This window comes from Ralstonia flatus (assembly GCF_958439105.1).
GTDB lineage: Bacteria > Pseudomonadota > Gammaproteobacteria > Burkholderiales > Burkholderiaceae > Ralstonia > Ralstonia flatus.
In genome coordinates this window covers 26,582-45,585 of the sequence record NZ_CAUDLI010000014.1, presented here as the reverse complement: position 1 = coordinate 45,585, position 19,004 = coordinate 26,582, and the positions used below count along the sequence as shown (strand labels likewise).

15 protein-coding genes and 1 pseudogene are annotated in these 19,004 nt (G+C 62.6%); 7 read left to right on the top strand and 9 right to left on the bottom strand.

Features of this window, described 5'->3' with window-relative positions:
- Positions 1-5: 5 nt before the first annotated feature.
- From R2676_RS24465 to R2676_RS24445, 5 genes are all read right to left on the bottom strand, one after another.
- The gene (locus tag R2676_RS24465; protein ID WP_206273232.1) at positions 6-902 is read right to left on the bottom strand and encodes an ABC transporter permease; all 897 of its coding nucleotides are present in this window, start codon (positions 900-902) and stop codon (positions 6-8) included.
- 1 nt (position 903) lies between these two features.
- Positions 904-1,857, bottom strand: coding sequence for an ABC transporter permease (locus tag R2676_RS24460; protein ID WP_206273233.1), 954 nt, complete (start codon positions 1,855-1,857; stop codon positions 904-906).
- 2 nt (positions 1,858-1,859) lie between these two features.
- Positions 1,860-3,125: an ABC transporter substrate-binding protein gene (locus R2676_RS24455; RefSeq protein WP_206273234.1), complete on the bottom strand. Its 1,266-nt coding sequence runs from the start codon at positions 3,123-3,125 to the stop codon at positions 1,860-1,862.
- Between the two features lie 77 nt (positions 3,126-3,202).
- Positions 3,203-4,261, bottom strand: coding sequence for an ABC transporter ATP-binding protein (locus R2676_RS24450; RefSeq protein ID WP_206273235.1), 1,059 nt, complete (start codon positions 4,259-4,261; stop codon positions 3,203-3,205).
- Positions 4,262-4,408: 147 nt separating this feature from the next.
- Entirely contained in the window at positions 4,409-4,825 is a 417-nt protein-coding gene (locus tag R2676_RS24445) for a porin (protein ID WP_316887545.1), read from the bottom strand.
- A 119-nt stretch (positions 4,826-4,944) separates the two neighbouring features.
- Between R2676_RS24445 and R2676_RS24440 the strand changes: the two genes are divergently transcribed.
- A complete protein-coding gene (locus tag R2676_RS24440; RefSeq protein WP_009240737.1) occupies positions 4,945-7,878 on the top strand; it encodes a Tn3 family transposase in 2,934 nt (977 codons plus the stop codon).
- A gap of 126 nt (positions 7,879-8,004) precedes the next feature.
- On the opposite strand, the gene R2676_RS24435 is transcribed toward R2676_RS24440, so the two are convergent.
- From R2676_RS24435 to cadR, 3 genes are all read right to left on the bottom strand, one after another.
- Positions 8,005-8,967 (bottom strand): site-specific integrase, encoded by a 963-nt coding sequence (locus R2676_RS24435; protein WP_316887544.1) that lies wholly within the window; start codon positions 8,965-8,967, stop codon positions 8,005-8,007.
- Between the two features lie 27 nt (positions 8,968-8,994).
- A complete protein-coding gene (locus R2676_RS24430; RefSeq protein ID WP_009240735.1) occupies positions 8,995-10,923 on the bottom strand; it encodes a cytochrome c/FTR1 family iron permease in 1,929 nt (642 codons plus the stop codon).
- A gap of 160 nt (positions 10,924-11,083) precedes the next feature.
- Entirely contained in the window at positions 11,084-11,518 is a 435-nt protein-coding gene (cadR, locus tag R2676_RS24425; protein ID WP_009240734.1) for a Cd(II)/Pb(II)-responsive transcriptional regulator, read from the bottom strand.
- An 87-nt stretch (positions 11,519-11,605) separates the two neighbouring features.
- On the opposite strand from cadR, the gene R2676_RS24420 reads away from it, so the two are divergent.
- The 5 genes and pseudogenes from R2676_RS24420 to R2676_RS24400 form a co-directional block, all read left to right on the top strand.
- Complete coding sequence (locus R2676_RS24420; RefSeq protein WP_410482524.1) at positions 11,606-14,008, top strand: heavy metal translocating P-type ATPase; 2,403 nt, start codon at positions 11,606-11,608, stop codon at positions 14,006-14,008.
- Positions 14,009-14,127: 119 nt separating this feature from the next.
- On the top strand, positions 14,128-14,640 hold the full coding sequence (gene lspA / locus R2676_RS24415) for a signal peptidase II (protein WP_009276927.1): 513 nt from the start codon (positions 14,128-14,130) through the stop codon (positions 14,638-14,640).
- 63 nt (positions 14,641-14,703) lie between these two features.
- Entirely contained in the window at positions 14,704-15,552 is an 849-nt protein-coding gene (locus R2676_RS24410; RefSeq protein ID WP_009240731.1) for an undecaprenyl-diphosphate phosphatase, read from the top strand.
- A gap of 145 nt (positions 15,553-15,697) precedes the next feature.
- On the top strand, positions 15,698-16,261 hold the full coding sequence (locus R2676_RS24405; RefSeq protein WP_223293271.1) for a YdcF family protein: 564 nt from the start codon (positions 15,698-15,700) through the stop codon (positions 16,259-16,261).
- Between the two features lie 55 nt (positions 16,262-16,316).
- Positions 16,317-16,772: pseudogene (locus R2676_RS24400) on the top strand (hypothetical protein); the annotation flags it as partial.
- Here R2676_RS24400 and R2676_RS24395 read toward each other — a convergent pair.
- Positions 16,764-17,930 (bottom strand): NRAMP family divalent metal transporter, encoded by a 1,167-nt coding sequence (locus R2676_RS24395; protein ID WP_009240728.1) that lies wholly within the window; start codon positions 17,928-17,930, stop codon positions 16,764-16,766. The pseudogene R2676_RS24400 and the gene R2676_RS24395 overlap by 9 nt on opposite strands.
- Before the next feature lie 532 nt (positions 17,931-18,462).
- On the opposite strand from R2676_RS24395, the gene R2676_RS24390 reads away from it, so the two are divergent.
- Positions 18,463-18,987 carry a hypothetical protein gene (locus tag R2676_RS24390; RefSeq protein ID WP_009240727.1) on the top strand — a complete coding sequence of 175 codons (525 nt, stop codon included), beginning with the start codon at positions 18,463-18,465 and terminating at the stop codon, positions 18,985-18,987.
- Positions 18,988-19,004 lie beyond the last annotated feature (17 nt).

The following is a 19,004-nucleotide window of genomic DNA, read 5'->3' as shown; positions in this document are numbered from 1 at the left end:
CGCGTTCAGTCGACACGCCCGGCGCGCTGGCGGCGGCGCAGTCGAACAATGGCCAGCATCGTCAGCCCCATCACCACGAACGACACCACGGTGGTGAGCGTGCCCAGCGCGTAGATGGACGGCGTCGTGACGGTGGTGGTCAAGCCTTGCAGCTCGAGCGGCAGCGTGTTGACGTCGCCGATGGCCTGCGAGGTGCGCGCAATCTCGTCCCAGCTCAGCGTGAAACCGAACATGCCCACGCCGATGAGCGATGGCGCAATCAGCGGCAGCACGACGTGGCGGAAGGTCTGCCACGGCGTGGCGCCCAGGTCGCGCGCGGCTTCTTCGTAGGCCGGGTTGAAGCGGTTGAAGACGGCGAACATGATGAGCAGGCCGAACGGCAGCGTCCACGTGAGGTGCGCGCCCAGGGCGGAGGTCCACAGGCCAAGCGACGATCCAAAGCTGTCGGCCTGATCGCTCATGCCCATCGCGGTGAGCAGCGCCTTGAGGCCCGTGTCGATGAGCCGGAACTGCAGGCCGATGCCGAGCGACACCACGATCGACGGCATGATCAGGCTGGCCACCGTCACATAGAACAGCACACCGCCGCCGCGCAGCCGCTTGCGAAACGCCAGCGCGGCCAGCAGCGAGAGCCCCATGGTCAGCGCCATCACCACCGCGCCGAGTGCCAGCGAGCGCCGGAACGCCGCGCCGATATCCACCACGCCCAGCCCCTCGGCCAGCTGGCGATACCAATGCAGCGACAGCCCGTTCATCGGGAACGTCAACCCGCCGTCCGGGCCCTGGAAGCTGAGCGCGAAGATCGTCAGCATCGGCCCGTACAGGAACAGCACAAACAGCGCGAAGAGGCATGCCAGCGGCCAGAAGCCGGGGGCGCGTGGTTCACGAAAGCGCGCTTGCATGTCAAAGCTCCTTGCGGATGTCGACCACGCGGGTCAGGCCCCAGATGATCATCAGCACCGTCAGCAGCAGCACCACGGCGTTGGCGGCCGCCAGCGGAAACTGCAGGTACGACGTCTGCACCTGGATCATCTTGCCGACCGAGGCAATCTGCTGACCGCCCATCACGCCGACAGTGACGAAATCGCCCATCACGATGGTCAGGATGAAGATGGAGCCGATCAGGATGCCGCTGCGCGACAGCGGCACGATCACATGCCACAGCGTTTGCCACGCGGTGGCGCCGGCATCGCGCGCGGCTTCGAGCAACGCGCGGTCGATGCGCATCATCGAATTGAAGATCGGCACGATCATGAACATGGTGTAGAGGTGCACGTACGCCAGCAGCACCGAGAAGTTCGAATACAGCAGCCAGTCCTGCGGCTGATCGATCAGGTGCATGGCCTGCAGCGTCTGGTTGACGAGGCCGTTGCGGCCCAGAAGCGGAATCCACGAAATCATGCGGATCACGTTGGACGTCCAGAACGGCACGGTGCAGATCACGAACAGCAGCGTCTGCACGGCAGCCGAGCGCACGTGGAACGCGAGGAAGTACGCCAGCGCAAAACCCAGCACCAGCGTGAGCGCCCAGGTGCCCAGCGCAAAGCGCAGCGTCGACAGATACGTCGACGCGGTCACGCACAGATCGCCGTATTCATTGAGGTGGCCGCAGCCTTCCCACAGCTTGGCGTAGTTGCGCAAGGTGAAGGTCGGCAGCAGCGCGTACTCGTTGAAATCCCAGAAGCTGACCATCGCGACCAGCCCCAGCGGGATGAGGAAGAACACCACGAACACCGCCGCAAACGGCAGCGCTTGCAAGCCCGGACCGACCGGGCGCCGGGCGGCAGCGGGTGCGTCGTTGGCCGGCGCCGACGCTGCCGACGGTGCTGACGATGTGGACGGTGCTGTGGTCGTCATGGTCAGGCGGCGACGAACTCGTTCCACTTGCGGACCATGTACTCGTTCTCGTCCATGACCGCGTTCCAGCAGGCGATGCCGCCCATGCGCTGTTCGTAGCTGCCGCCGTCGCGCACGCTGCCGGCCTTGGCGAGCACATCGCCGTGCGGGCTCTTGATGTCCTTGGCGGCGGGCTTGCCTTCCATCCAGTAGGCCCACTCGTATGGCTCCATCTTGGCCTTGGCCGTTTCGAGCACGGCGCTGTAGTAGCCCTGCCGGTTCAGGTACGCACCGGCCCAGCCGTCGAGGAACCAGTTGATGAATTCATATGCCGCATCGAGCTTCTTGCCCGACACCGTCTTCGGAATGCCAAAGCCGGCAGCCCACGCGCGATAGCCTTCCTTCAGCGGCTGGAACGTGCAGTCGATGCCCTTGCTGCGCACGGCCGTCACCGCCGGGCTCCACATCGACTGGATCACCACCTCGCCCGAAGACATCAGGTTCACGCTTTCGTTGAAGTCTTTCCACAGCGCGCGGAACTGGCCGGCCTTCTTGGCTTCGATCAGCGTCTTGATGGTCAGGTCGATTTCGGCGCGGGTCATGTTGCCCTTGTCGGCGTACTTGTGCAGCCCCTTGGCTTCCACCACCATCGCCGCGTCCATGATGCCGATCGACGGAATGTTCAGGATCGACGCGCGCCCCTTGAATTCCGGGTTCAGCAGCTCGGCCCACGAGTTGATGGGGCGCTTGATGAGGTCGGGGCGAATGCCCAGCGTGTCGGCGTTGTACACGGTCGGGATCAGCGTCATGAACTGCGTGGGCGAGGCCGCGAACGTGGTCGCATTGGCGCCCGGCAGGTACATGACCTTCTTGGGCGCGGTGCCCTGGTCGCCCACCTTCTTGCCGGCCACCTCGCCCTTGGTGAACAGGGACGTGATCTTGTCGGCGTTCTTGATGCGCCGCGCGTCGATGCCCAGCAGGTTGCCGGTCGGCACGATCTTCTTGAGCGAGAAATACTCCGTGTCGATCAGGTCGAAGCTGCTCGGCGCGGTCACGGCGCGCTTGGTGATCTCATCGGTCGTCACCGCCACGTACTGCACGCGGATGCCGGTATCGGCTTCGAACTTCTCGGCGATCAGCTTGTCCTGGTTGACCGCCGTGCCGAGGTAGCGCAGCGTCAGCTTTTCTTGCGCGTGGATCGCGGGTACGACGCCGGTGGCCAGGATGGCGGCCATGCCCTTGAGTGCGGTGCGGCGGCCGGCCTTGAAGTCGTTGGAATCGTCAGACATGTTGCAACCCCTGATGTGAAGGTGAAGGCAGCGCCTGAAGCCGTCAGGCTGCGGATTGGAATGTCGGGTCTCGGGTGTCAGGCTGCGGAGCCGGCCGGCAGACGGTGCGCCTGCGCGGCATCCCACGAAGCCCAGATGGGTTGATGCAGCGCCAGGCGTGGGATGGCGGCGTCGGTCTCGGGCAGGCTCACCGTCACGCGTTGCGAGGGCGAGAGCGCCACGCCTTCCACGCTCACCAGCACGTGCGTGCCCTGGTATTCGATGTCGCAGATGCGGCCTTGCAGGCGCGGGCGGTCTCCGGCGGTGGCCTCATCGGCGTGCAGGGCCATGCGATCGATGCGCACCGCCACGGGCCCATGCGCGTCTTCCAGCAGGTTGTGTCCGCCGATGAAGGTGGCAACAAACGCGCTGGCCGGCTGGTTGTAGATCTCGCGCGGGCTGCCGGCCTGTTCGATGCGGCCGTGGTTCATCACCACCATCTGGTCGGCCAGCGCCATCGCTTCTTCCTGCGAGTGCGTGACATGCACGAAGGTCAACCCCAGCTCCTGCTGCCAGCGCCGCAGCTCGGCGCGCATCTGCGTGCGCAGGAACGGGTCCAGCGCAGAGAGGGGTTCGTCCAGCAGCAGCACGCGCGGCTCCATGATCAGCGCACGTGCCAGCGCCACGCGTTGCTGCTGGCCGCCCGACAACTCGCCCGGCCGGCGCTGCGCCAGGTGGCCCATCGCCACGCGTTCGAGCAACGCCTGCGCGCGTTGGCGGCGTTCGCGTGTGTTGATGCCGCGCATCTTCAGGCTGAAGGCCACGTTGTCGAGCGCGCTCAAATGGGGAAACAGCGCGTAGCTCTGGAACATCATGGCCGTGCCGCGCGACGCCGCCGGCAGGTTGGTGATGTTGCGGTGGCCCAGCAGGATGTCGCCGTCGCTCACATGCTCGTGGCCGGCAATCATGCGCAGCGTTGACGATTTGCCACAGCCCGACGGGCCCAGCAGGCAGCAATAGCTGCCGGCGGGCACGCGCAGGTTGATGGCATCGACCGCCACGGCGTCTTGCGCGTAACGCTTGGTCAGCGCAACGAGTTCGAGGGAGTCGGCAGCGGGAGCAGCGACGGCAGCGGGAGCGGTGGGGGCGCGGGTCATGTCGGGTTGGTGCAATAGGTGTGCCTGTCTGCGCGCGGCAAATTCGCGGCGTGCGCGCCGGGCATGCGTCGTTCTGGTGCGTGTGGCCGCATCTGCGGGCAGCCGCGCCACATACCGGGGCAGGTGGCGGGGCCGGCTTCGCGCGGGTCAGAAGGTGTGACGCACGCCCAGCGCCACCGAGGTCTGGCTTGTGCCCGGCACACCGCCGCCGATGGCGCCCGACGTGGTGTTGACCAGCGCTTCCGTCGCACTCGACGAGTTCTTCAGATACGCCACGTTGGCCACCAGCGTGGTGCGCTTCGACAGGCTGTACAGCCCCAGCAGCCGGTAGACCATTGAGCTGTTCGACAGCGTCGTGTTACGGCGGTACAGCACATCGGCCGAGCCGGTAAAGGCCGTGGTGAAGGCGTAGTCGACGCCGCCTTCCACGGCGTAGGCCTTGCGCGCCGACATGCTGGGAATCGACTGGAACGCGCCCGTGCCGCCCACATCGGCGCGCGCCGCGCCCAGCCGCAGCTTGGGGTAGTCGTACTTTTCGTGCAAAATCTGGCGGTTTCCCCACAAAGCCTTTATCCATAAGGCACCGCGGTCTTTGCTGACAATTGTCTGCTGCCCCCGAGTGACTTCAGGAGTACGATGTTCGCCCGCGATTTCGGATCGCGCCACCTTGACGGGGGCTGAAGATGCCGGGCTTGGAATTTCGCTATGTGGGGAAGGACTCCTTGCCCACGCGGTTGTCAGAGTTCGACGTCGACCGCTACTTCGCGCTGACCGAGAGCGATGTCGTCGCGATCAACCAGAAATTCCGGCGTGACGGCCGCGCCGGGGCCGCCATCCAACTGGTCTTTCTTCGCGCCAGCGGTCATACCCTCGACCAACTCAACACCCTTCCCCGGCAGTTGCTGCGCTATATCGGCGCCAGGCTGGGGGTGTCGACGCCAACCATTGCTTCGCTGCGCACCATTTATCAGCGATACAAGACCCTTTACGAACATCAGGTTTGGGCATGCGACTACCTTGGCCTGACGCGGCTTGATGGCGACCAGTGGGCTGGGCTGGAAGCCTGGATGCGGCAGGATGCCGCCGAATCGCTGACGATCGATGAGTTGCTCCAGCACGCTCACTTCTGGCTGTATGAGCGACGGATTCTGATCCCTTCCACGCGCGCACTGCTGGATATTGCCCGTTCCATTTGGGCCGGCATCGAGCGCGAATTGCTGGCCATGATTGAGGCAGTTGTTCCGCTGACGCAGATCGCACAGGCCGAAGCGGCTGTGTTCGCTCAGCATGCAACATCGGGTACGACCATACTCGAATGGCTCAAGACCCCACCAGCCCGGCACAGCCCGTCAACCATGACCGAGACGCTGGACAAGATCCGCTTCCTGAAGGATCTCGGCGCACATACCTGGGCATTCGATGCTGCCCCCATCGAAAAACAGCGCGCCTACGGCCAGCGCATCCAGGCTCGCCGCCCCGCCAAAGTCCGCGAACTGAAAACCTCGACGCGCACGATCGAACTGGTGTTCTTCCTGCGCGTGACCCTGCTGGAGCTGACGGATGCGATGGCCTACCAATCCGGGCGGCGCGTTTCCGACCTGGTCCGCCGGGCTTACAACAAGACCACGGCCAAGCAAGTGCGCTCGGCTGTTGAATACCGGCAGCAGTTGGTCGACATCAAAGCGCTGGTTGACGATACCCGTCGTTCAGCGGAAGACCGGCTGGCCGACATCGGCAAGTTGCTGGAGGGCTTCTCGGCCAAACCACCCGCGAGCCACGCGGCCAGTGTGCGCGAAACGCTCACCGAAGACCAACACCGTATCCGCAATCTCCTGACTGCTCTGCGCGGATTGGAGTTTGCCAGCAACGGCGCCGATCCTGCTGTGCAGCAGCTAGAGTTCGTCGGCAGCTTGCATGATCGAGGGGCGACGGAGTTGCCGCCCGACTGCCAGGTGCCGGTCAGTGCCAGTTGGCGCGACTTGGTCAACAGCGAAGACCGTCAGCGCGCGATGCGCGCCATGGAAGCCAGCGCGATGCTGGGCTTGCGCAGAGGGCTGCGCCGCGGCACGGTGTGGATCAACCACAGCCTGTCGTTCCGTGAGCGCGATCAGTTGCTGATCCCACCGTCGCAGTGGGGGGGCGAACGTGACCGGTATCTGTCCTCGCTCGGCTTGCCGAGCCAAGCGGACACCTATCTCAACCGGCTGACGGACCACCTGAAAGCGAGTCTCGCCGCACTGAACGAGGCCCGCGAAGCCGGCCACTTCACCATTGATGCAAATGGCGTGCTCCATCAGTCGCCGCTCGAAGCGGCGGACACAGACGGCATACCCACGCGCACCCGTGATCTGCTGTTCAAGGACATCGGCAACGCGCAGTTTGCCGACATGATCCTGGAGATGGATGCGCGTACCAATTTCAGTGAAGTGCTGCTGGCCCGCAAGGCCAGAGACTCGCATGAACTGATCGCGCTCTACGCAGGGCTCATTGCCCACGGCACTGAACTGGATGCCAAGGGAGTGGCGGCCATGATCCCGCAACTGGACCCCGCGCATGTCTCAACCGCGATGCGCGCCCTGGAGATGCCTGGGCGGCTGCGCCGTGCGAACGAGCGGGTGGTGGAATTCCAGCGCACGCACCCGATCACCGAGCTGTGGGGAACGGGGCAACTGGCGTCGAGCGATTCGATGAGCCTGGATACCTCACCCCACCTGTTCTACGCTCGCGCCGACCCACGCCGCCGCACCCATGCTGTCGGGATCTATACGCACGTGCTGGACCAGCACGGGATCGTCTACAACCAGCCCATGGTGCTCAACGAGCGCCAGACTGGCGTTGCGATCGAAGGCGTGATGCGCCACAACGAGACCCGCGCCGACGGCGGGTTGCTCCGTCTTGCCGTGGATACCCATGGATACACGAACGTGGGGATGGCGGTAGCCAAGTTGCTCGGCTTCGATCTGTGTCCCTGGCTGCGCAATCTGTCGGAGCGCAAGCTGTACCTGCCGCGCGGCCTGCAGGTGCCAGACGGTTTGGAGGGTGCCGTCTCGCTCGACATCTCGCCCAAGGCGATCCGTGAAGGCTGGGATGGTTTGCTGCGCCTGGTGGCCTCCATTCACTCTGGGCGCGTGAGCGCCATCGTGGCGCTGCAGCGATTTGGCAGCGCTGCCCAGGGCGACCCGATCCACCGGGCAGCCGATCAACTGGGCAAGCTGTTGCGCACGCTATTCCTGTGCGATTTCTTCAGCAACAGCGAGTTTCGGCGGGAGCTGCGCACGCTGCTCAACCGTGGCGAATCGGTACACCAGCTCCAGCGGGCCATCTACTCCAGCAAAGTCCAGCACGATCGTGGGCGGCGTCAGGACGAGATGATGGCGATTTCCGGATCGCTCACGCTGCTGACGAATCTGGTGATTGGCTGGAACATGCAACGGATGCAAGTCACAGTCGACGCATGGCGCGGTAAGAGGCAACGCGTCGACGATGACTGGCTCCGACGCATGGGGCCGGCACACTTCGCGCATGTGAATTTCCGGGGCATTCTGAGCTTCCCGATCCACCAATACCAGGACGCATTGTTGGAGGCGGCACCTCGGCGACGCGCAAGCCAAGCGTGAAGGACAACTTGGTGCGGGTGCGGCGTCACGTCTCATGCGCCCTAGTCAACCCCAATCGTGCCCGTTAGCGGATCATGCAAGGTCGCTTCGCCAAAGCAATTGAAGAGGTCCGCTTGATCGAACCTGTCAGCCTGCAATGCCCGGCGGGGGTGCGACCGACAGCGCTGTTTCGATTCGATGCTGCGCGAATGGGTCGGCCGCGTCGATATAGCGCATGGCCGAGCGTACGTCCTTCCAGCCGACGTATTCCATCAGCATCTTGAGATCCCACTGGTTCGAGTTCGCCCAGGTTGCAAAGCCGCGTCGCAGCGAGTGACTGCTGTAGCGGTCCGATTGCGGCAGTCCCGCGCGATGGAGCAGCGCGCGCAACAAAGGCACGATGCTGCTGGCCTGCAGTCCATCGGTGGCGATTCGGCTCCAGCGGTCAATCCTGCGGAACACCGGGCCCTCAGTCAGGCCGGACGCCGCCAGCCAGGCCTCGTAGGCGGCGACTGGGCACAAGCGCGACAACGTGGGCGCCTTGTGGGTCGTGCCGACATGGTTGCGGTCCGTCTTGGTGCGCGGCAGGAAAATCGTCATGCCCCGGCCGGGCTCCACCGTGATGTGCTCGATCTGCAGCCGACTCAGTTCGTCCGACCGGAAGCCCCGCCAGAAGCCGATCAGCACCAGCGCCTTGTTGCGGGTATGCACCTGGAGTTGATGGGCGTTGCCCTCAGACGAGGCGGCGGCGATCTGCGCATCCAGCGAGGCAACCAGTTGTTCCAACTGGGCGAGCTGCAACGGCTTGGCGCGCCGCTCTTGCGCGGGGTGCAGTGCCTGGATGCCCTTGAGCACCTTGCGGACATGTGGTGCTCGCGTGGGGTCAGGAAAGCCCTGCGCAACATGCCATTGCGCGATCGCAGCCAACCGTTGTCGCAGTGTATTGATGGAGAGCACCTGCGCGTGCTCGGCCAGATAGCGTGCAATGCTGTCGGCGCTGGCTGGCAGGAAGCCACCCCATTCCTGCTCGAAATGACGGATAGCAGACTGATAGCTGCGCCGCGTGTGATCGCGGGTCGCAGCCTGCAGGTACCTGTCGATATCCGCCATTGAACTCTCAAATCAAGGTGGCAGCGACTACGCTTTGCTCGATGCCTTCTGCGATCGTAGGTTATACGCGATGCTGAGCGCAATGATGAGCAAGATCGCTACCTGTGCGATCACCGTCTGCACGGAGGGATAAATCCCGAGCACGTCGATGCGTGGCATCGAAATCGGCGTGATATGCAGGAAGCCGACCTTCTGCAGCGCCGCCACCCCTTTGCCGATCAACACCACTGCTAGGACACCGACCAGGGCCGAACTGAAGGCGAAGAACTGGCCGATTGGCAGGCGTGCCGAGGAGCGCAACAGAACGACGGCGATGACCGCCAGGATGGCGATCCCCGAGCCCAACCCGGCCAGCAGGTAGATGCCGTTTCCTTCGCTCCACAGCGCGGCGTAGAACAGCACGGTCTCAAACACCTCGCGGTACACCGTCACGAACGACAGCACGAAGAGCATGATCGCCGAACGCTTGTTCAGCGCGGAGGACAGTTTCTGCTTCACGTAGGCCTGCCAGCGACCCGCCAGGCTCTTCTGGTGCATCCACATGCCCACGCCGAGCAGAACCACAGCCGCAAAAATCGCCGAGAAACCTTCGGTCATTTCACGGCTGGCCCCGCTCAAGTCCACCAGGTACGTGGCGATGGCCCACGTCAGCCCACCGGCAGCCAGCGCAGCGATCCAGCCCGCATGGACATACGGAAGCACGTCGGTACGCTCGGCCTTCTTCAGGAACGCCATCATGGCGACCACGACGAGCAGCGCTTCCAGGCCTTCGCGCAGCAGAATCGTCAAAGCGCCCAGGAACGTCGACAGCGGGTCGTTGGTGCCGCCCAGCGCATCCTGGGCTTCAGTCAGCATGGTCTGCAGATGCTGCGCGATTTCCCGTACCTGCTCAGCCTGGCCGGTGGTGATCGCGTTGCGATACAGGCCCATCGTCTTTTCGATGTCCTGGAACAGCGACTGGTTCTTGGCGGCCAGAGCCGGTTCGACCGGCTCGAAGCCGTCGAGGTAGGCGGAGAGCGCCAAGCGTGAGGCGGTCGATTTGTCGCCCTGATCGAAGGCGGCCACGCTTTCCTTGAGCTTGTCCTTGGCGATCGCGAGACTGTCTGCGTTGGAGGCGTTCAGCACATCCGGCGTGCTTCTCAAATAGGCGGTCAATTGCCGCGCGGCATCCGGGTTGATCGTCTTGGCCAGCAACGCTTCGGGCGTCTGGCTGAGCTTGGCGAGCGTCGGCACCGCGCTATGCAGCTCCGGGCGGGACGCCCACAACTTGGCGCCGGCTTGCCGATCCGCATTGGAATACGACAAGGTCGACGCGAAATAGGCGAGCGCCCAACGATCATCGTCGGTGAGTTGCGCGAAGCTGGGCATCGAGGTGCCCTCGACACCGCGCGTGATGATTTGCTGGAGGGCGAACACGCTGCGCTCCTGGGCGCGTTGGTGGTCGGCCAAGGCAATGGGCGGCGGACTCAGTTTGGCGGCCAGTGGGCCATCCGCGTGTCCGGAGCTGCCGTGGCAGGACGCGCACTGGCTTTGATACAGCGTAGCGCCGCGCTTGAGGTCGGGCACCTTACTGGGCGCCATGGGCACCGGATAGGCGGCCAGCAAGCTGTCCGCGAGTTTGTGCGCCTGCTCACCGACGGCGGCAGAAGCGGATTTGTCAGCAATGAGCGTGCGCAATGCCCCGGCATCCTTGAGCAGGGCTTGCGTCTGTGCCCCAGCTGGCAGCTCGGCAATCTGACGCTCCGCCGCATGCGCAAACTCCTGCATTTCGGCGTACTCGTCGGCGTTGGCCACCTGGCCATCCTTGACGGAGCGGCCGTAATCGACCGCCAGATAGTCAAGCAACTGCCAGACTTGCTTGGTCTTGTCTTGGGTCGACAGCGTGTCGGCGTACGCGCTTGAGACCGATGTCAGCAGGTAGAACAGGATGAGGGAAACGACGCGCTGCAATTGCATGAAGAGCCTACCGGCGATGCGGGAGAGATAGCTTTGAATGAGAATGATTGTAATTCATGTTTCGCAACAAGGACATTGACATGTCCCCGCAATCGCGGAGGCAGGTGCCTTCACGGAGGATCAGCGCGAGAAATCGGGATGACGCCTTGTGGGCCGCGTATCAGCCCTGACGGGTGGCGTCGGCGTCGCACATGGAGCCAGCCTCGGACAACCCCTGCAGGATTCCGCAGGCTTCAGCAGCCCGGCCATCGGAGCAGGTTTCGCGCAGAGCGCACAAGTGGCGCTTCAATACCGCCAGCGCTTCGATGCGCCGCTCGACCTCATGGATGTGCTTGTCCAGGAGGATGTTGACCACGCCGCAATCCTCGTCCGGTTGCTCGCGGTAGCGCAGGAGAGCACGCACGTCGTTCAGCGGCATGTCCAGCGACCGGCAGTGGAGGATGAACTGCAACCGTTCAATGTGCCGCTCGCCGTACAGCCGGAAGTTTCCCGAGCTGCGATCTGGCGGCGGCAACAGGCCTTCGCGCTCGTAGTACCGGATGGTTTGAATCGGGCAGGCTGTGCGCTTGGCGAATTCACCGATCTGAATGTTCATGATGTCGGGCCGAAGTCCCTTGACTCTATAGTAACTATAGAGTGTGTACTTGAGTCCAATCCATTTCAAGCGACAAAGGGAGGTGCTGTGAGTGATTGCGGCTCCAAGGGGTGCGGTTGTGCTGCCACCAACGTGGTGACGCCGGCGGACGGCGATGCGGCGGCTGTTGACCTGAAACGATCCCGCTACCGGATCGACAACATGGACTGCCCGACGGAAGAAGCGCTCATTCGCAATAAGCTGGCGGCGCTGCCTGGCGTGGTCAACCTTGAGTTCAACCTGATGCAGCGTTCGCTGGCCGTCCAGCACCGGCTGCCATCCCCGGCGCCGATCGAGCAGGCCTTGGCAGCCGTTGGCATGCGAGCGGTTCGCGCGGATGAAAGCCCCGCCGGACAGAGCACAGTCCTGACCATTCGTCAGATGGACTGCCCGACCGAAGAAACGCTGATTCGCGGCAAGCTGGCGGGCATGGCGGGCGTGTCAGACATGCAGTTCAATCTCGTCCAACGCACACTCGCCGTTCAACACGCTGCCGATGCGCTACCGCAAGTGCTGGCTGCCATTCAATCGCTTGGCTTCGATGCCGAGGTGCGCGACCGCTCTGCCGCAGCACCGCTTCCCGAACAAGACGCCGCGCCCACCAAATGGTGGCCGCTTGCCATTGCCGGCGCGAACGCCGTCCTGGCGGAAGTGGTGTATTGGCTCAACGGTGGCAACCATTGGGTGGTGGTGATCCTGGCGCTGGCCGCGATCCTGACCGGCGGACTCTCAACCTACAAGAAAGGCTGGATCGCGCTCAAGAACCGCAACCTGAACATGAATGCCCTCATGTCGATTGCGGTCACGGGGGCGATGGTGATCGGCCACTGGCCGGAAGCGGCGATGGTGATGGTGCTCTTCGCCTTGGCTGAAGTCATCGAAGCCCGCTCGCTTGACCGCGCGCGCGATGCGATCCGTGGTCTGATGGATCTCGCCCCCGAGACGGCCACGGTTCAGCGCGCCGATGGCAGTTGGACCGAGGTCGATGCCAAATCCGTGGCGGTCGGCAGCCGGGTACGGGTCAAGCCGGGCGAGCGTATTGCGCTCGATGGCACGGTCCTGCAGGGACGCTCGTCCGTTAATCAGGCGCCGATCACGGGTGAGAGTCTGCCGGTCGAGAAGGCGGAAGGCGACCCCGTGTTCGCCGGCACCATCAACGAGTCGGGGTCGTTCGAGTATCGCGTTACCGCGGCGGCAAGCGACTCCACACTGGCTCGTATCATTCACGCAGTGGAGGCCGCTCAAGGCAGTCGAGCGCCCACGCAGCGCTTCGTTGATCAGTTCGCCAGGCTGTACACGCCCATCGTATTCGCGGTCGCGCTGCTGGTAGCGATCATTCCTCCGCTGGTCTTCGGCGCCACCTGGCTGGATTGGATCTACAAGGCGCTGGTGCTGCTGGTGATCGCCTGCCCGTGTGCCCTCGTGATTTCGACGCCCGTGAGCATTGTGAGCGGCCTGGCCGCCGCCGCGCGGCGCGGCATCCTGATCAAAGGCGGGGTCTATCTCGAGGAAGGTCGCAAGCTGACGTGGTTGGCGCTCGATAAAACCGGCACCATCACCCACGGCAAGCCGGCGCTGACCGATGTCGTGGCCTGGGATGGCGCCGACGCTTCGGCCGCCGAGATGCTTGCCGCCAGTCTGGCAGTTCGCTCCGATCACCCCGTCTCCCAGGCGGTAGCCCGCGCGGCGCAGGACCAAGGTCGAGCCCTGCGCGACGTCACCGACTTTGCGGCCTTGCCCGGGCGCGGTGTCCGGGGTTATATCGACGGTGTGCTCTATCACCTGGGCAATCATCGTCTGGTCGAGGAACTGGGCGTGTGCTCACCGGTGCTGGAAGCGAGCCTTGCCGCGCTTGAAACCCAGGGCAAGACCGTTGTGATGCTGATCGGCCCGGACGGCGTACGCGCGCTGTTCGGCGTGGCCGACACCATCAAGGACAGCAGTCGCCAAGCGATCAAGGAGTTGCATGCGCTGGGCATCAAAACCCTGATGTTGAGCGGTGACAACCCGCATACCGCGGAGGCGATCGCGCAGCAGGTCGGTATCGATCGCGCGCGTGGCAACCTGCTGCCCGAAGACAAGCAGCGCGAAATCGAGCAGCTTGCCGGACAAGGGGCCATCGGCATGGTCGGCGATGGCATCAACGACGCGCCTGCACTGGCACGGGCCGATATCGGTTTCGCGATGGGGGCCGCCGGGACGGACACGGCGATCGAAACGGCCGACGTCGCGCTGATGGACGACGATCTGCGCAAGCTCCCGGCGTTCGTACGGCTATCCCGGTCCACTGCCGGGGTGCTGAAGCAGAACATTGCGCTGGCGCTCGGCATCAAGGCCGTATTTCTGGTGCTGACCTTTACCGGCCAGGCCACCATGTGGATGGCGGTGTTTGCCGACATGGGCGCCAGCCTGCTGGTGGTCGGCAACGGGTTGAGGTTGCTGCGCAAATGACTGGTGGGAAGTTCTTCGCTTTGGCCCGGGCTGCGAACAGGGCACCGCATCAACCAGGGGGACAAGCGTTAAGTCCCGCCGCGTTGCCTACAAAGCGATCGGACCTCTTTGATTGAGCCATGGTCATGCTTCATTCATCACGAACAGGCGAGTGGCCACGATGGCTGTTGTTGGCGGGGCTGATCGCGCTGCTCGACCACGTCGTCAAGCTCAGCGTGGCATCCTCCATGCTGCTCGGCACGCGTGTGGAGATCGCACCGTTCTTCAATCTCGTGCATGTGCGCAATCCGGGCGCGGCGTTCAGCTTTCTGGCCGGGGCCGGCGGTTGGCAACGCTATTTCTTTATCGCACTCGCCTTCGCCGCGTCCGCGTGGTTGATCTGGATGCTCCGCCGCAATTTACCACGACTGGAAGCCGCGGCTTATGCGCTGATTCTCGCGGGCACTCTCGGCAACGTAGCGGACCGGGTGGCGCGTGGGCAGGTCGTCGACTATCTCGACTTCTATTGGCGAGCGTGGCACTGGCCCGCATTCAACTTGGCTGACGTAGCGATTTCACTTGGCGCGATCTGTCTCCTGGGCGCCACCAGGATGCAACGCCAGTATGCCCGCTCAGGCATCGAGTCAGGTTGAGTTATACCAAGTGCCACCCTTTATTCCCGTGTCCCAATTTTAAATTGCCGCGAAGAAGCACAAATGAACTTGCTACAGATCCTTGTCCTGGCTGTCGTTCAAGGGGCAGCCGAACTGCTGCCTGTATCGAGCTCGGCCCATGTCATTGTGGCCGAGAAGCTGATGGGGCTGGATCCAACAGCGCCTCAAATGACGCTTTTGCTGGTCATGCTACATACCGGCACGATGTTCGCAGTCATTGCCTATTTCTGGAAATCGTGGCGTGCCACCTATTTCAGTTCAGGACAGGCATTTCGCACTAACGCCCTGTGCATACTGGTTGCAACGCTCGCAACCGGTATCGTGGGTGTGACGCTGCTGCAATTCATTAAGCATGTAGTCGTAGCTGACTCAGCGAATTTCGAGATCGAGCATCTGTTTGGCAACTCGCGCCTGATAGCCGCAGCCTTGGCGGCAGCCGGCCTGCTGATTATTCTGTCCTCCCGTCTCCAGGATCGAGGGATCGATAACCTCAGCTTGCGCCAATCGGCATGGATTGGCGCTGTGCAGGGGCTGTGTCTCCCATTTCGCGGTTTCTCCCGTTCAGGCGCCACTATTTCGGCCGGGCTCGCCTTGGGTGTGGCGCGGCGACGTGCCGAAGAGTTTAGCTTTGCGTTGGCCGTAGTATTGACCCCAGCAGTGATCGTCAAAGAAGCGTATCGACTCTACAAAGAGTACGCAGCTACCACCACAGCGATGCACTCGGATGGATTCTTGCACCTCATGGGGCCGAGCATGATCGGCATGGCGATGAGCTTTTTGGCAGGTTGGGTTGCGCTGCGGTGGCTCTCGCGCTGGCTGGAGCAAGGCCGATGGCATTTCTTCGGCTTTTACTGCTTGCTAGCTTCGCTGTTGGTACTGTGGATCGGCTAACCGTGTTTGTCATGTGCTTCTGTCGAGATGGAGTTCTCTCAGAAAGCTGCGCGATTTGGCCTTTCGTTAAGGGGAGGCCAGCCGGTTGAATGACGTGAATCGACGCCCATTGTTAATCCGACGCGCAATTGTCATCGGGCCACTGATGCTGGCCCTCTTGTTCGCCATCGGATTGTTCATAGTAGCGTGGCAGATTGTCAGTTACGGAGAACAGTCGTTCAATGCTCCCGTGGATGCGGCTATTGTTCTTGGCGCTGCAGTCTGGGGTAATAAGCCGTCTCCCGTTTATCGTGAACGGATTAACGAGGCGATCACGCGCTACCAGAACAAGCAGGTGAGATACCTGGTATTCACCGGCGGAACACCGGGGGCAGATTATCCAAGTGAAGGTAAAGTCGGCCGCGAGTACGCTATCAAGCACGGTGTACCACCTGACGCGATCTTGGCGGAAACCACCTCGCGTACGACTTGGCAAAACCTTGTCAATGCAAAGAAGCTATTAGACCCACTGGGAATCCACACGGTTTTGTTGGTCAGCGATCCGTTACATTTGCGAAGAGCAACTGCAATGGCTAACGATATTGGACTCCAGGCCCTGCCTGGGCCTACCTCATCTAGCCGTTTCGAGTCCTTGAGCACTCGGGCGAACTTTCTGTGGCGCGAAATTTGGCTTTATCTCGACTACCTCATCTTTAAACAGCCATCCTAAAGCCAAAACACATCCCGGACGGGTGCCGTACCTGACTCAGGGGGCCAGACTTCGTTTACTTGGGCGGCGGCACTGGCTGGCCCTAGGCAATGCCGCACAGGCTGGAATCGACCGCGCCCAAGGCAACCTGCTGCCCGCCAACGAGCTGCACGAGGTCGAGCAGCTCGCACGCTCCGGCAAGGTCGGCATGGCGGGGGACGGAATCAACGATGCCCCATATCGGCTTTGTCATGGGCGCGGCGGGCACCGACACGGCCGACGTGGCGCTGATGGATGATGACCTGCGCAACCTTCCGACCTTCGTGTGGCTCTCCCGCGCTAGGCGCAGGTACTCATGTAGAAGATCCCGCTCGCGCTCGGCATCAAGGCCGTGCTTCTGGTGCTTACCTTCACTGGGCAGGCGACTATGTGGATGGCCGTGTTCGCCGACATGGGGGCAAGCCTGCTGGTCGGACTCGCGCGCATCTTCGGTCAGGCGCAGTTCGTTTGGCTCACCCCTCGATCAGCCTAGGGCCCCGACCACACCGGAATACAGACCAAATCCCGCGGTTAGGACAATGATGGTCACCACCAAAGCAGCATAGCCGCCCTTGAGGCTATGGGGCTCAGGCAGTGCACGGCGCGCCAGCACATACAGGAAGCCAAGGACGATGGGTAGGAGCAACGCGTTCATCACCTGCACGCCAACGCTCAATTTGACCAAATCCACGCCCGAGGCGACCAAGATACCGCCGAGGGCAAGGGCCAACGTATACACACCATAGAACCATGGCGCCTCGCGCGGATGGTGTTCCAGCGAATGCTTGAACCCCATGACCTCGCCGAGAGCCCGAGCGGCTGTAAGCGTCACAACGATGGTGGCGACCAAGGCAGCGCCGATCATGCCAAGAGCGAACATAAATGTCCCAGTGCGCTCGCCCAAGAACGGAGTGATTGCCTGCGCAATCTGCTGCACCGTATCGAGCGATTGCCCGTTACCTGCGCGGCCAATCGTTGCCGCAGTTGCGACCAGCACTGCCCCCATAATCAATTGCGTTACAACGGCACCCACTGCGGTGTCCCACCGCGCTGCCGGCAGATCATCGATCGTCAATCCTTTTTCCACCACTGCGGACTGCTGGTAGAACACCATCCAGGGCATGATCACTGCCCCGATATTGGCGGCGATCAGGTACAGGTACTTGGTGTCGTGTAACGGCATGCTCATCGCGCCGGAGACCAACTGGTGTGCTTCGGGCTGCGCCTTCCAGGCCACCAGCAGAAACACGAACTCGAACATCCCGACGGCAAGCGCAATCCGCTCCACGGTCAGGTAGGAGCCGGTGTATGCCATTGCGACAAGCCCGACCACCACGACGGCCATGCTTTGCCAAGCGGGGATGCCAACGAGGGCACCGACCCCAGCGATGCCGCTGAGCTCGGACACGAGCGCGCCAACGCAGGCAAGCAGCAGAGTTCCAACTGAGATTCGCGCCCAAACCGGCCCGAAGTGCTGCTGAATCCCGCGCCCGTGCCCCTGGCCCGTCACGATGCCAAGTCGCACCGTAAGCTCCTGCACGACGAAGAGAATCGGGATGAGGATCGCTTGAAGCAATAGCAGGCTGTACCCCCATTGCGCACCACTCTGCGCGGCCGTGATGATGCTGCCGGCGTCGGTGTCGGCCAGCATGACCACCAGGCCAGGCCCAGCGACGGCAGCAAAGCGAGCCCATCGGGACCGAAAGAGGGGAGCTGCGGTTGTGCTGCTTGTGTTCATGTGTGCGTTTTGTTAATGAGAGTTATTCGCATTCATTATGCCATGCACGACCCGAAGGGAGAATCACTCCTTCCGCCTATGTGAACGTCGGCCTGGATTCGCGAAAAATCCGCCACATCTCAACTTAAGCTACTGATTTGAAAAGATGACCAATGGTCGAGTCGAGCGGCGGAGGACGCCGCTACGGATTCGGCACCCAGGAAACGGATTCTTCGTTCGCTGATCTCGGCGTCGAAAGGCTGCCGTGCCAATCATGGCTGGCACGGATTCTTGGACGAAACGACGGTGCCGGTATCCCTCCCTCGACACATTTGCACACTTGAGCTTCTAAGCGTGCTCAGTTGACCGACATCAAGTCGAATAAAGCCAGGACGAACATTATGAAAACAGGCTGGGTGCAGAGATTTCGGCCTGTTCATCATCGTTCGGTGTCAGGAGACACATCATGAAAAAAATCGTTGTTGCTGTCATCGCTGGCCTTGCTCTAGGCAGCCAGTTGGTGCCAGTAAGCGCCGTCGCGCAGAGTACGCCAACCAAGAAAAGCGCCCCCGCTGCGGCGCCCAACACTGCTGAATTCGACAAGCAACTGGCGCAGGTCCAGGAGCAGATGAAGGTGATGCAGGCGCAAATGGACCAGATTCGCCAAACACAGGACCCTCAGGAGCGGCAGCGGCTGTTGCAACAGCACTGGGCCACGATGCAGAGCGCGATGACCGCGATGCACGGTATGTGGGGGCCGGGCATGATGGGATACGGCATGATGGGCCCCGGAATGATGGGAATGGGCGGCCGGGGATGTTGTGGCGGCGGTTGGGGGCACATGGGCGGTTACTACTCCAACCTGACGCCCGAGCAGCTTCGGCAACGCCAGTACATGACCGATCAGTACCTGAATATGCAGCAGCAGATGATGAACAACATGATGTGGAACCAGCAATACTGGATGGGGCCACCAGCACCGGCGAAGTGAGTCATTTCAACCCGGAC

Excerpts from the sequence above, each read along its gene's own strand:
- R2676_RS24430 (WP_009240735.1), bottom strand. The coding sequence starts at position 10,923 with ATGCAATTGCAGCGCGTCGTTTCCCTCATCCTGTTCTACCTGCTGACA.
- lspA (WP_009276927.1), top strand. The coding sequence starts at position 14,128 with ATGGTCATGCTTCATTCATCACGAACAGGCGAGTGGCCACGATGGCTG.
- cadR (WP_009240734.1), bottom strand. The coding sequence starts at position 11,518 with ATGAACATTCAGATCGGTGAATTCGCCAAGCGCACAGCCTGCCCGATT.
- R2676_RS24450 (WP_206273235.1), bottom strand. The coding sequence starts at position 4,261 with ATGACCCGCGCCCCCACCGCTCCCGCTGCCGTCGCTGCTCCCGCTGCC.
- R2676_RS24390 (WP_009240727.1), top strand. The coding sequence starts at position 18,463 with ATGAAAAAAATCGTTGTTGCTGTCATCGCTGGCCTTGCTCTAGGCAGC.
- R2676_RS24455 (WP_206273234.1), bottom strand. The coding sequence starts at position 3,125 with ATGTCTGACGATTCCAACGACTTCAAGGCCGGCCGCCGCACCGCACTC.
- R2676_RS24410 (WP_009240731.1), top strand. The coding sequence starts at position 14,704 with ATGAACTTGCTACAGATCCTTGTCCTGGCTGTCGTTCAAGGGGCAGCC.
- R2676_RS24395 (WP_009240728.1), bottom strand. The coding sequence starts at position 17,930 with ATGCTGGCCGACACCGACGCCGGCAGCATCATCACGGCCGCGCAGAGT.
- R2676_RS24460 (WP_206273233.1), bottom strand. The coding sequence starts at position 1,857 with ATGACGACCACAGCACCGTCCACATCGTCAGCACCGTCGGCAGCGTCG.
- R2676_RS24440 (WP_009240737.1), top strand. The coding sequence starts at position 4,945 with ATGCCGGGCTTGGAATTTCGCTATGTGGGGAAGGACTCCTTGCCCACG.
- R2676_RS24435 (WP_316887544.1), bottom strand. The coding sequence starts at position 8,967 with ATGGCGGATATCGACAGGTACCTGCAGGCTGCGACCCGCGATCACACG.
- R2676_RS24405 (WP_223293271.1), top strand. The coding sequence starts at position 15,698 with ATGCTGGCCCTCTTGTTCGCCATCGGATTGTTCATAGTAGCGTGGCAG.
- R2676_RS24465 (WP_206273232.1), bottom strand. The coding sequence starts at position 902 with ATGCAAGCGCGCTTTCGTGAACCACGCGCCCCCGGCTTCTGGCCGCTG.